We start from the raw sequence: 12,679 nt of genomic DNA, 5'->3' as shown, positions 1-12,679 counted from the left end.
CTTTCTAGTTCATTGTTGCTTTCCATTATACCAAAAAAAGTGAAATTCTATTACCAAAAAAGCCGATTTTGTAGTATAATAGTACGGTGTCAAAAATCACTGAAACACGGATTAGATTAGGAAAGGATAGGAGATATGAAACAAGTCTTTCTCTCAACAACAACTGAATTTAAAGAGATCGATACGCTCCAGCCGGGCACTTGGATCAATCTCGTCAATCCTACTCAAAGCGAATCGATGGAAATCGCCTCAGCCTTTGATATTGATATCGCCGATCTCCGTGCACCGCTCGATGCCGAAGAAATGTCTCGTATCACCATCGAAGATGAATACACCTTGATTATCGTAGACGTCCCAATAACAGAGGAAAGAAATAACCAGACCTACTATGTGACTATTCCCTTGGGGATTATCATCACAGAAGAGGCTATCATCACTACCTGCTTGGAGCCTCTACCACTTCTTGATGTCTTTATCAATCGTAGGCTTCGAAATTTCTATACCTTCATGCGTTCGCGCTTCATCTTCCAAATCCTATACCGCAATGCGGAGATTTACCTAACTGCCCTCCGTTCGATTGAACGTAAGAGTGAGCAGATCGAGAGTCAACTTCACAAATCTACTCGAAACGAAGAATTGATCGAACTCATGGAGTTGGAGAAGACCATCGTCTACTTCAAAGCCTCTCTGAAGACAAACGAGCGCGTGATTAAAAAATTGACCAGCGCAACTAGCAATATCAAGAAATACCTTGAAGATGAAGACTTACTGGAAGATACCTTGATTGAAACGCAACAGGCCATCGAGATGGCGGACATCTATGGAAACGTCCTTCACTCTATGACAGAGACCTTTGCTTCTATCATTTCAAATAACCAGAACAATATCATGAAAACCTTGGCACTTGTGACTATCGTTATGTCCATCCCGACCATGATTTTCTCAGCTTACGGAATGAACTTTAAGGACAATGAAATCCCTTTAAACGGAGAACCGCACGCTTTCTGGCTCATCGTCTTTATCGCCTTTGCTATGAGTGTTTCTCTCACTCTTTACCTCATCCATAAAAAATGGTTCTAAACAGGAGTTATTATGTCACAGATTGATTTAAAAGAATTAACAAAGAAAAACCAGGAATTTATCCATATTGCAACCCAGCAATTTCTCAAGGACGGAAAAACAGATGCTGAAATCAAGGCTATCCTTGAAGAAGTCATTCCTCATATCCTTGAAGAACAACCAAAAGGAGTGACAGCTCGTTCTATCTACGGAGCACCAACTCACTGGGCTCATAGTTTCAGCGAAAAAGAGCAGTACGAAAAAGAACATCCAAAAGAAAACGACGATCCAAAATTGATGATGTTGGATTCAGCCCTTTTCATCACAGGACTATTTGCAGTAGTTAGCGCCTTGATGAGCTTCTTCTCAAACCAACCTGTGGCCTACGGATTGGTAACACTTATCAGTGTAGGAGCCTTTGGTGGAGTTGCCTTTTACCTGCTCTACCACTTCATCTACCGCTACTACGGACCAGATACTGACCGTAGCCAACGTCCTCCATTCTGGAAATCACTTTTGGTTATGTTAGCAACCATGTTTGCCTGGGTCTTCATCCTCTTCTTGAGTAACTTCCTTCCACAAGCCATCAACATCAGCTTACCACCTCTTGTTTTGTTGGTCATTGGAGGAGCTCTCCTTGCCCTACGTTTCTACCTCAAAAAACGTTTCAACATCAAGAGCGCAAGTGCTGGACCTGCTAGATATTAAGATAAACAATAAAAGTAGTGTGTTTTACAGACAGACTACTTTTATTATGGCTCCAAAGCATTTTTTTATTCTCCAAAGAAAAGTAGCTACATTTTCTAAAAACGTTCTAATGTAAAGTCTTTCCTTAGAATCCCGAGGTTTTGTCCTTGAATCCAAGTTGTTTTTCTGTTATACTAATAAAGTAATAAGGAGAAATATATATGACTAAACAGAGAATTAATCAAGTTGTTGGTTCAATTGGTGCCTTTATCGGGATTATTGTATTTATAGCCTACATCCCCCAAATTTTTGCCAATTTACAAGGAAATAAAGCTCAACCATTTCAACCTTTATCAGCAGCAGTCTCTTGCTTAATCTGGGTCATTTATGGATGGACAAAAGAGCCTAAGAAAGACTGGATTCTAATCATTCCAAACTCGGCTGGGGTTATCCTTGGCGGACTGACCTTCCTTACTGCTCTATAAGAATGCAACTACTATAAAAAGCAACCACACGATTGGTTGCTTTTTTACTACTTTCTTGATCTAAAAGCCTTCTTCTGGCTCTAATTCTTGTTGTTTCCCCTCATCTTTTGTGATACAATAGCATCAATTTATTTCTAGGAGGATAATATATGTCTTCTACTATTGGAATTGTTAGTTTGTCTAGTGGCATTATCGGAGAAGACTTTGTCAAACACGAAGTGGACTTGGGAGTCCAACGTCTCAAAGACCTCGGACTCAATCCTATCTTTTTACCTCATTCACTAAAAGGCTTAGACTTTATCAAGAACCATCCTGAAGCACGTGCAGAGGATTTAATTCAGGCCTTTTCTGATGATAGCATCGACATGATCCTATGCGCCATCGGTGGAGACGATACCTATCGTTTATTACCCTATCTTTTTGAAAATGACCAACTAGAAAAAGTTATCAAACAAAAGATTTTTCTTGGTTTCTCGGATACGACTATGAACCATCTCATGTTGCATAAACTAGGAATCAAAACTTTTTATGGGCAATCCTTTTTAGCAGATATTTGTGAATTAGACAAAGAAATGTTGCCATATAGCCGCCACTACTTTAAAGAATTGATTGAGACTGGAAAAATCTCAGAAATTCGCCCTAGTAACGTTTGGTATGAGGAACGGACTGATTTTAGTCCCAAAGCCTTGGGAACACCTCGTGTCAGCCATGCAAATACAGGTTTTGACTTGTTACAAGGCAATGCTCAGTTTGAGGGAGAAATCCTCGGTGGTTGTCTCGAATCTCTCTACGATATCTTTGACAACTCTCGATACGCAGACAGCACGGAGCTCTGCCAAAAATACAAACTTTTCCCTGACTTGTCAGACTGGGAAGGAAAAATTCTCTTGCTAGAAGCAAGCGAAGAAAAGCCTGAGCCAGAAGACTTCAAAAAGATGTTGCGGACTTTAAAAGACACTGGCATATTCGAGGTCATCAATGGAATCTTGGTCGGAAAACCTATGGATGAAACTTTCTATGACGACTATAAAGAGGCACTATTGGATATCATTGACAGCAATATCCCAATTGTCTATAATCTGAATATCGGACACGCAACTCCAAGAGCAATTGTACCCTTCGGAGTCCACGCCCATGTAGATGCAACGGAGCAAGTCATTCGCTTTGACTATAACAAAGAAAGCTGAGATGAATTTCTCAGCTTTTTTCAGTATCGTTACTAGCATTTTCATCATATACTACCGATGGCTAAAATAATAAAGGAAAGGCTATTGCCTAACATGTGAACAAGTAGGGGATAGTAGACATTCTCCTTTTCTTTCACATAAATAATAGAAAAGGCAAGGCCCCCACCTAAGTATCCGACTGCACCGACCCACTCTGATAAACTTACATTATGCATATGAGTCAGAGCAAAGACAATTCCTACCAGAAGAATGCTTAGCCAACTTGGCAGACTTTTCTGCAAGTGATGCAATAAGAGCTGACGGAAAAAGAGTTCTTCCACCAAAGGTCCAATGATGCAGGCAAAAACTGCTATCAGTAGTGGTTGCTCTTGAAAGGTGCTTTGAATATTCGACTGGTTTAGACCTTGTCCGACCAGCCCGAAAAACTGCCTCAACAACTCTGATATAAATCCAAAGGCAACAGTCATCAGAATGAGAAAGAGCCATCCTGTTAAGACGCCAAAGAAGAATTTTCTTTTAGTTTTTCTAATCTCATTCCATTGTTGGATTAATCGATCCTTGAACAAGAAAGAGCCGTATAGTGCTAATACTACATAGACTAGATAATTTGCAATGGTAGATGGCATCAGGGAAGCCAACCATCTAACGCCATCAAATACAAAGAGAATTGTATATAGGAGCCCAAAAATCAGAACTCCCTTATATTTTGTAGACTTCATTTAAGCCCCTTCCATTCACAATCATTCTCATGGTCATCAACCAGACCTGCAGCCTGCAGATAGGACAAGACAGCGACTGGTCCAGTAAATTTGAAGCCACGTTTTTTGAATTCTTTGGATAATTTTTCAGATAGAGCTGTTTTGGCAGGCGCCTGGCTGTAGTCAGGTACATCATTCACAATGGTCTTCCCATCTACAAAAGACCAAAGATAAGCATCAAAAGTTCCGAATTCTGCCTGAACTTGTAGAAAAGCCTGAGCGTTGGCTCGCGTCGCAAATATCTTGGCACGATTGCGGATGATGGCTGGATTATCCATCAAAGCTTCCAATTCTTCATCCGTCATGTCTGCAACAGCTTGAATTTGATAGCCATGAAAGGCTTCTCGGAAAGCTTGGCGTTTGTTGAGCACCGTTTCCCAAGACAGGCCTGCCTGATAGGTTTCCATGCACAATAACTCAAACAATGCTTGGTCATCATGGAGGGCCTGGCCCCATTCTTCATCATGGTAAGCTATATATAACGGATTGGTCATTTTAACCCAGCCACAACGTTTTGCCATAGAAATCTCCTATTTCACCAACATCTTAAGGGCCGATTTGATGTAGTTTTCAGCTGTATCAGAAGTTCCTTCAAAGAATTTCTTGATTTTCTTAAGCTCAGTTGCCTTGTAGCCCAGTGCCAACATGGCCTCCATTGCTTCTTCCAGTTCTTGGTTTTCAGCGTTGGTTTGCACTGCCACCTTAGCAGGAAGGTCGTCACCGGCCACAACCACCTTACCTTCTAAGTCCAAGACCATCTGTTGGGCTGTTTTCTTCCCGATTTTAGGGAACTTGGTCAGGTAGGTTATATTCTTAGTCTCGATGGCTTGAACAAGCCCTGCATTGTCATCAGCTGCAATGATAGCCAGAGCTGATACAGGACCAATGCCCGACACCGAAATCAAGCTGAGAAAGAGTTTTTTCTCGTCTTCTGAACGGAAACCGTAAAGGAGATGAGCATCTTCGCGAACGACTTGATGCACATAGATTTGCGCTTCTTGATTGACTTGTCCTGAGTAAGCATAAGGATTGGCTACGTGTAAGATGTAGCCGATGCCGTTAGCTTCTAGAACGATGTATTTAGCAGTAATTTTGGTAATGATACCTTTTAGATATTCGTACATAATTTTCCCTTCAATTTATACTCAATGAAAATCAAAGAGTAAACTAGGAAGCTAACCGTAGGCATAACTTAAGTTAGACAAGGTAAGGCTGACGCAGTTTAAAGAGATTTTCGAAGAGTATTAGTATTTGCCTAGCTCTCGGAGGCTCGTATGATTTTCCTGAATGCGACGGAACATCTTTTCCATGTCTGACTTGGTAAAGTGGACCAAAACAGGACGTCCGTGTGGACAGTTATAGGGGTTGTCACATTGAGAGAGTTGGTAGAGGAGTTGTCTAGCCGAGTGGTCATCGATACGGTGGTTAGCCTTGATGGACCGCTTGCAGGACATCATGATCGCTAGCTCTGCTCGGTATTTCTTGATTGAAACTTCCTTGGTCAAAAGGAGCATATCACACATCTCGTAGATCCCTGACTCGATTTCCTCCTCTGCCATCCAAATAGGATGTTCCCGAAGGATGAATTGATTCTCACCATATTCTGCTAGAAAGACTCCCACTTCCTCTAAAAGAGGCATTCTTTCCTTGAGACGAAGGGCATCATCTGCTGGGAATTCAAAGATGTAAGGCACTAGGAGTTGCTGTTGGCTCTGGTCAACATTGCCAATGCTTTCGCGGTACTCTTCGTACTTAACCCGCTCCTGGGCCGCATGCTGGTCTATGATGTAGAGCCCATCTCGCCCTTGAGCAAAGAGATAGGTTCCGTGCATTTGACCGAAAAATTCCAACTCTGGGAAGCTCGAAGATTCTTCTCGTTCCAGCTTGTCATAAGCCTTATCCAAACTAGCCATATCTAACTCTGGATGATCTAGTTGGTCGTAGCTGACCGATTTTCTCTCTGCAAAATGCAGTTTGGCTGGTTTGGTTATCTGGTCCAAGGTTTCCTTAGCAAACAGATTCAAATCCTGTCTTTCTTCTGTCAAATTTACCTGATGGTCTGCTACCTCAGCTTGAGTCGGTCTTGTAGGTTCATTTTTTTCATAGTAAAGCGTATTTTCTCTCAACGGCAAAGTCGTTTGCTCTACTTTTTCACGATTACGAACCGTAGACTTGGCAAGATTTTCCAAGGCGTCTGGAATCAAGGTCTGTTCCTTGAGACTCTTTGCGATAGCTTCTGAAACCAGCGCCATCAGCTCTCTTTCCTTAGAAATCCGCACTTCTTGCTTGGTTGGATGCACATTGACATCTGCTAGATAAGGATCGATATGGATGTGAATAACAGCCAGCGGAAAACGCCCTACCATGAGCTTGCTTCCATAACCATCTAAAATGGCACGATTAAGCAGGAAGTTCTTGATATAACGGCCATTGATGAAGAGGCTGATATAGTTGCGATTGGCACGAGTCAACTCAGGCAAGGAAACAAAGCCTGAAATTTCAAAATCTAGGTCAGAATTCTCAATTTCAACCATCTTTTTGGCACTAGCTAAACCATAAATCCCAGCAATGGCCTGACGCAGTTGACCCGTACCAGCTGTCCGTGTCATTTCCTTGCCATCACTAATCAAACTAAAGGAAATCTCAGGATGGGCTAGCCCCAGACGATTGACGATATCGATGATATGAGACAACTCTGCCTGCTGGCTCTTCATATACTTGAGACGAGCTGGTGTATTGAAAAAAATATCCTCCACACAAACCTTGGTCCCAACAGGACTGGTCGCAGGCACAACTTCTTCTACTTCTCCTCCGCGAGCCACTAGCTTGGTCCCATGACTTGCACCCTCAACTGCAGTCAAAAGAGTCAGAACACTGACAGAAGCGATAGAGGGCAAGGCTTCACCACGGAAACCGAGCGTACGAATCCGAAAAAGATCTGCCTGATTCTTAATCTTACTGGTCGCATGACGGCGGAGAGCTAACTCGACTTCATCGTGAGCAATCCCGTGCCCGTTATCTGTGATTTGGATCTTCTTAAGACCAGCTTCCTCGATCTCAACGATAATCTGACTAGAACCAGCATCGATGGCATTTTCAACTAACTCTTTAACCACACTGGCAGGACGTTCGATCACTTCTCCTGCTGCAATCTGGTTGGCCAAGACTTCTGGCAATTCAATAATATGAGACATCTTTCAGCCCCTTTCTCAACTGTTTTTATCTATTTCTCTGAAAATAATACTCTTCAAAAATCAAATTCAAACCACGTCAGTCTCGCCTTGCCGTACTCGAGTACAGCCTTCGGCTAGCTTCCTAGTTTGCTCTTTGATTTTCATTGAGTATAAGCTAGTGCTATTATACCATATTTCACTCGTTTCCAAAAAAGTCCAAGCAGCAACTTTCTTCCCGATTTTACTAGGTTATTTCCACAGTTTGTGGTACAATAGGTAGAAACAATATTTTATAAAGGAGAAAAGACACATGCACATTTTTGATGAGCTAAAAGAGCGTGGTTTGATTTTTCAAACGACTGATGAAGAAGCTTTACGTAAAGCCCTAGAAGAAGGTCAAGTTTCTTATTATACTGGCTACGATCCAACTGCTGACAGCCTTCACCTAGGCCACCTTGTCGCAATCTTGACAAGTCGTCGTTTGCAGCTAGCAGGTCACAAACCTTATGCGCTCGTTGGCGGTGCTACAGGTCTCATCGGAGATCCGTCCTTCAAAGATGCTGAGCGTAGTCTCCAAACAAAAGACACAGTAGATGGCTGGGTCAAGTCTATCCAAGGACAACTTTCTCGCTTTCTTGACTTTGAAAATGGTGAAAATAAAGCTGTCATGGTCAACAACTACGACTGGTTTGGCAGCATCAGCTTCATTGATTTCCTCCGTGATATCGGAAAATACTTCACCGTCAACTACATGATGAGTAAGGAGTCTGTGAAGAAACGTATTGAAACAGGGATTTCTTACACTGAGTTTGCCTACCAAATCATGCAAGGTTACGACTTCTTCGTTCTTAACCAAGACCACAATGTCACTCTTCAAATCGGTGGTTCTGACCAGTGGGGAAATATGACAGCTGGTACTGAATTGCTTCGCCGTAAGGCTGACAAGACTGGTCACGTGATTACTGTTCCACTCATCACAGACGCGACTGGTAAAAAATTTGGTAAATCTGAAGGGAATGCTGTTTGGCTCAACCCTGAAAAGACTTCTCCATACGAAATGTACCAATTCTGGATGAACGTCATGGATGCTGACGCTGTTCGCTTCTTGAAGATCTTTACCTTCTTGTCACTGGATGAGATTGAAGATATCCGCAAACAGTTTGAAGCAGCTCCACACGAACGCTTGGCTCAAAAAGTCTTGGCTCGTGAAGTCGTGACACTTGTACACGGAGAAGAAGCTTACAATGAAGCCCTCAACATCACTGAGCAACTCTTTGCAGGAAATATCAAAAACCTTTCTGTCAAAGAACTCAAACAAGGACTTCGTGGTGTACCAAACTACCAAGTACAAGCAGACGAAAATCACAACATCGTAGAATTGCTCGTTTCATCTGGCGTTGTTAATTCAAAACGCCAAGCTCGTGAAGACGTACAAAACGGAGCCATCTACGTCAACGGCGACCGTATCCAAGACCTTGACTATGTCTTAGGAGATGCAGATAAGTTAGAGAACGAACTGACTGTTATCCGCCGTGGTAAGAAAAAATACTTCGTCCTTACATATTAAAAAACAGACTGGAGGCATTTGCTATCCAGTCCTTTTTTTGCTAGACTAAAACTATGAATACAAACCTCAAACCCAAACTCCAGCGCTTTGCTTCTGCGACCGCCTTTGCCTGCCCTATCTGCCAAGAAAAACTGACCTTGGTAGAGTCTAGTCTCAAGTGTGAGCATCGCCATTCTTTTGACCTAGCAAAATTCGGCTATGTCAATCTAGCACCGCAAATCAAGCAATCCGCTAACTACGACAAGGAAAACTTTCAAAACCGCCAGCAAATCCTAGAAGCTGGATTTTATCAGGCTATTTTAGAAACCATCTCGGACCTACTGGCAACGAATCCATCCGCAAAAACTGTCTTGGATATCGGTTGTGGTGAAGGCTTTTACTCTCGCAAACTCCAAGAAAGTCACTCTGATAAAACCTTCTATGCCTTTGATATTTCAAAAGATTCGGTCCAAATCGCAGCCAAAAGCGAACCCAACTGGACAGTCAATTGGTTTGTTGGTGACTTGGCTCGACTTCCTATAAAAGACGCCAGCATGGATATTCTGCTTGATATCTTCTCGCCTGCCAACTATGGAGAATTTCGTCGCGTTTTATCAAAAGATGGTATCTTGATCAAGGTCGTTCCTACCGAAAACCACCTCAAAGAAATCCGCCAAATGGTACAAGACCAGCTGACAAAGAAGGACTATTCCAATCAAGATATTAAGGAACATTTCCAAGAACACTTCAGCATCCAATCTAGTCAGATAGCTTCCCTGACCAAACCCATCACAACTGAGCAACGCCAAGCCCTGCTTAGTATGACACCCTTACTTTTCCACGTTGACCAAAGCAAAATTGACTGGAGCGACTTAACAGAGATTACCATTGAAGCTGAGATACTTGTGGGGAAATCACTGTAAACAAATTTTTTAGATAAGACAAGACCCGCACCTCTTCTTGAGATGCGGGTTTAAATCACGATTTTTCAAGTGTCTATTCTAAAAGTGTAAAAAATTTTAACCTCACCATTTATTTTCGATTCGAAATGACAAATTTATCAATAAATAGCAAGTGATATAAGGCAAGTGCTGCCCCATAACAACATCCATGAAAAGAGATTTCTTGATGAGTAAGTGGAAACGAAAAACTATTACCCATATAAAGGCATGACCAAATTACAAAAAGAATCCAAAATAAATCAGTCCATTTATATTTTGAAAAATATTTTTTCCACATAAGAACACCCTCTTTCTTTACTATAATACTATTATAATACTATTTGTAAACGAATACAAGAAATTTGAGGTAACAACTAAGAAAAACCTGAGGCTTAAAGGTAGTACAACCAGCCTTCTTAGTGTTCTCTAGGTTTGATTTTTAAGGCTACAAATGATAGACAAATTTTTTCTCTTTTCTTTTAGGACATAGCAGCATAAACTTAACAACATTCAAAAAAGCGAATTTCAATCGAAACTCGCTTTTTTACAAAATGTATTAGTATAAATCTTGTTTCTTAGTTCAAGTGCCAGATATCTTCGTTGTACTGAGCGATTGTACGGTCAGATGAGAAGAATCCTGCTTTGGAAATGTTGACGATGACTTTATCCAGCCATGCGTCACGGTCTTCGTAGTCAGCAAGCATTTGCTCTTTCACCTTGATGTAGTCTTCCAAGTCAAGGAGAGTCATGAACCAGTCTTTGTTAATCAATTCATTGTAAAGACGTTCCAAGCGCTCTTTGTTTCCAGCTGCAAGAACTGCATCGCTAACGATGAAGTCAACCAATGGTTTGATAGCTTCACGAGCGTAGAATTCGCTTGATTTGTAAGCTGCTTTTGCGTAAAGATCGATAACAGTTTCTGAATCTTCACCGAAGATGTAGATATTTTCGTCTCCAACCAACTCAGCGATTTCCACGTTAGCTCCGTCCATAGTACCGAGAGTCAAAGCTCCGTTCAACATGAATTTCATGTTACCAGTACCTGAAGCTTCTTTAGAAGCCAATGAGATTTGTTCAGAGATATCACATGCTGGGATAAGGAAGCTTGCTGCAGTAACGTTGTAGTTTTCAACCATAACCACTTGCAAGTGTGGAGCCACTGCTTGGTCGTTGGCAATCACTTCTGACATGCAAAGAATCAAGTGGATGATGTCTTGAGCAATTGTGTAGGCAGGAGCTGCTTTACCACCGAAGAAGACTGTGATTGGACGAGCAGGGATGTTTCCAGCCTTGATGTCAAGATATTTGTGGATCACATACAAAGCGTTCATTTGTTGACGTTTGTACTCGTGAAGACGTTTGATTTGGATGTCAAAGATAGAGTTTGGATTGATTTCCACACCTTGGTGCTCTTTCAAGTGACGAGCCAATTTACGTTTGTTGTGAGCCTTGATGCTTTCCAATTTTTCTTTTACAGCTACTTTATCTTCATAAGACAAGAGTTTTTCAAGCTCATCTGCTTCATGGTGCCAACCATCTCCAAGAATCTCATCTAAGTAGTGAGACAATCTTGGGTTAGCATGCATGAGCCAACGACGGAAAGTAATACCGTTTGTTTTGTTGTTGAATTTTTCTGGGTAGATGTCGTAGAAGGCTTTCAACTCTGAGTTCTTCAAGATTTCAGTGTGAAGAGCCGCAACCCCGTTTACGCTGTATCCGTAGTGGATATCCATGTGAGCCATGTGAACACGTCCGCTCTCATCGATGATTTGAACAGCTGGGTCTTTGTATTCTGCTTTAACACGACGATCCAATTCTTTGATGATTGGTACCAAGTGAGGAACCACTTCTTCCAAGAATTCAAGAGGCCATTTTTCAAGGGCTTCAGCAAGGATTGTGTGGTTAGTGTAGGCAGTCATGCTACGAACGATTGAAATTGCTTCATCAAGTTCGATACCACGTTCAGTCAAAAGACGGATCAATTCAGGGATAACCATTGATGGGTGAGTATCATTGATTTGTACAACTGCGTAGTCAGCAAGGTCGTGCAAGTTGCTTCCTTTTTCGATTGCTTCATCGATGATCAATTGCGCACCGTTTGAAACCATGAAGTATTGTTGGAAGATACGGAGCAATTCACCTTGTTTATCGCTATCGTCTGGGTAAAGGAAAAGAGTCAAGTTGTGAGCGATATCTGTCTTATCAAAGTTGATACCATCTTGAATGATTGAAGAATCAACTGAATCCAAGTCGAACAAACGCAAACGGTTTTTAGTTGCTGTTTCATAACCAGTAACATCAATATCGTAAAGAGTTGATGTCAAAGTAAAGTGTGCAAATGGTACTTGGTAGCTACGACTTGAGCGAACCAACCAGTTTTGGTCAGTCAACCAAGCATTAGGAATCGTTTCTTGTTGGTTGTTTTTAAGCACTTGTTGGAAAAGACCGAAGTGGTAGTTCAAACCAACACCGTCACCATTCAAACCAAGTGTAGCGATTGAGTCGATAAAGCAGGCTGCCAAACGTCCCAAACCACCATTACCAAGTGATGGTTCCAATTCTACTTCTTCGATTTCGATCAACTCTTTACCTGCAGCTGCAAGTTCTTTTTTAACTTCGTCATAAAGACCAAGGTTAATCAAGTTGTTTGACAAGAGTTTACCAATCAAGAACTCAGCTGAGATGTAGTAAACTTTTTTCTTACCAGTGTTGACTGGTTTTTGGCTACTAGCAAGTTTGCTGTAGTTAAGAAGAGCAAGATAAAGCTCTTCGTTGCTGCATTCTGCGATAGATTTATTGTAACGATTTTGTACAAATTCTTTTAATGGTAACATTTTTGTGTC

General features: G+C 41.6%; 12 protein-coding genes. 6 read left to right on the top strand and 6 right to left on the bottom strand.

Going from position 1 to position 12,679, the window contains the following annotated elements; translation table 11 throughout:
• Positions 1-135 precede the first annotated feature (135 nt).
• The 4 genes from QEZ38_RS05485 to QEZ38_RS05470 all read left to right on the top strand — a co-directional run bounded on the left by QEZ38_RS05485 (position 136) and on the right by QEZ38_RS05470 (position 3,418).
• Positions 136-1,080 carry a magnesium transporter CorA family protein gene (locus QEZ38_RS05485; RefSeq protein ID WP_000815631.1) on the top strand — a complete coding sequence of 315 codons (945 nt, stop codon included), beginning with the start codon at positions 136-138 and terminating at the stop codon, positions 1,078-1,080.
• Positions 1,081-1,092: 12 nt separating this feature from the next.
• A complete protein-coding gene (locus tag QEZ38_RS05480) occupies positions 1,093-1,767 on the top strand; it encodes a DUF1129 domain-containing protein (RefSeq protein ID WP_006146142.1) in 675 nt (224 codons plus the stop codon).
• Positions 1,768-1,967: 200 nt separating this feature from the next.
• Entirely contained in the window at positions 1,968-2,231 is a 264-nt protein-coding gene (locus QEZ38_RS05475) for a SemiSWEET family transporter (RefSeq protein ID WP_016466361.1), read from the top strand.
• Between the two features lie 149 nt (positions 2,232-2,380).
• A complete protein-coding gene (locus QEZ38_RS05470; RefSeq protein ID WP_281335267.1) occupies positions 2,381-3,418 on the top strand; it encodes a S66 family peptidase in 1,038 nt (345 codons plus the stop codon).
• Positions 3,419-3,462: 44 nt separating this feature from the next.
• On the opposite strand, the gene QEZ38_RS05465 is transcribed toward QEZ38_RS05470, so the two are convergent.
• The 4 genes from QEZ38_RS05465 to mutL all read right to left on the bottom strand — a co-directional run bounded on the left by QEZ38_RS05465 (position 3,463) and on the right by mutL (position 7,370).
• Positions 3,463-4,137 (bottom strand): CPBP family intramembrane glutamic endopeptidase, encoded by a 675-nt coding sequence (locus QEZ38_RS05465; RefSeq protein WP_281335266.1) that lies wholly within the window; start codon positions 4,135-4,137, stop codon positions 3,463-3,465.
• Entirely contained in the window at positions 4,134-4,697 is a 564-nt protein-coding gene (locus QEZ38_RS05460) for a DNA-3-methyladenine glycosylase I (RefSeq protein ID WP_281335265.1), read from the bottom strand. Before QEZ38_RS05460 ends, QEZ38_RS05465 begins: the two co-directional genes overlap by 4 nt.
• A gap of 9 nt (positions 4,698-4,706) precedes the next feature.
• A complete protein-coding gene (gene ruvA / locus QEZ38_RS05455) occupies positions 4,707-5,300 on the bottom strand; it encodes a Holliday junction branch migration protein RuvA (RefSeq protein WP_281335264.1) in 594 nt (197 codons plus the stop codon).
• Between the two features lie 120 nt (positions 5,301-5,420).
• Entirely contained in the window at positions 5,421-7,370 is a 1,950-nt protein-coding gene (mutL, locus tag QEZ38_RS05450) for a DNA mismatch repair endonuclease MutL (RefSeq protein WP_281335263.1), read from the bottom strand.
• A 289-nt stretch (positions 7,371-7,659) separates the two neighbouring features.
• Here mutL and tyrS point away from each other — a divergent pair, with 289 nt between their 5' ends.
• Positions 7,660-8,916, top strand: a complete 1,257-nt coding sequence (gene tyrS, locus QEZ38_RS05445) for a tyrosine--tRNA ligase (protein WP_281335262.1) — start codon at positions 7,660-7,662, stop codon at positions 8,914-8,916.
• A 53-nt stretch (positions 8,917-8,969) separates the two neighbouring features.
• Positions 8,970-9,818: a putative RNA methyltransferase gene (locus QEZ38_RS05440; protein ID WP_281335261.1), complete on the top strand. Its 849-nt coding sequence runs from the start codon at positions 8,970-8,972 to the stop codon at positions 9,816-9,818.
• 109 nt (positions 9,819-9,927) lie between these two features.
• Here QEZ38_RS05440 and QEZ38_RS09785 read toward each other — a convergent pair whose 3' ends face one another.
• Positions 9,928-10,134, bottom strand: a complete 207-nt coding sequence (locus tag QEZ38_RS09785; RefSeq protein WP_320693292.1) for a hypothetical protein — start codon at positions 10,132-10,134, stop codon at positions 9,928-9,930.
• A 277-nt stretch (positions 10,135-10,411) separates the two neighbouring features.
• Complete coding sequence (glgP, locus tag QEZ38_RS05435; RefSeq protein ID WP_281335260.1) at positions 10,412-12,670, bottom strand: glycogen/starch/alpha-glucan family phosphorylase; 2,259 nt, start codon at positions 12,668-12,670, stop codon at positions 10,412-10,414.
• Positions 12,671-12,679 lie beyond the last annotated feature (9 nt).

The sequence above is a fragment of the Streptococcus taonis genome (assembly GCF_029948085.1).
GTDB lineage: Bacteria > Bacillota > Bacilli > Lactobacillales > Streptococcaceae > Streptococcus > Streptococcus taonis.
This window is presented reverse-complemented; position numbering and strand designations above follow the sequence as displayed.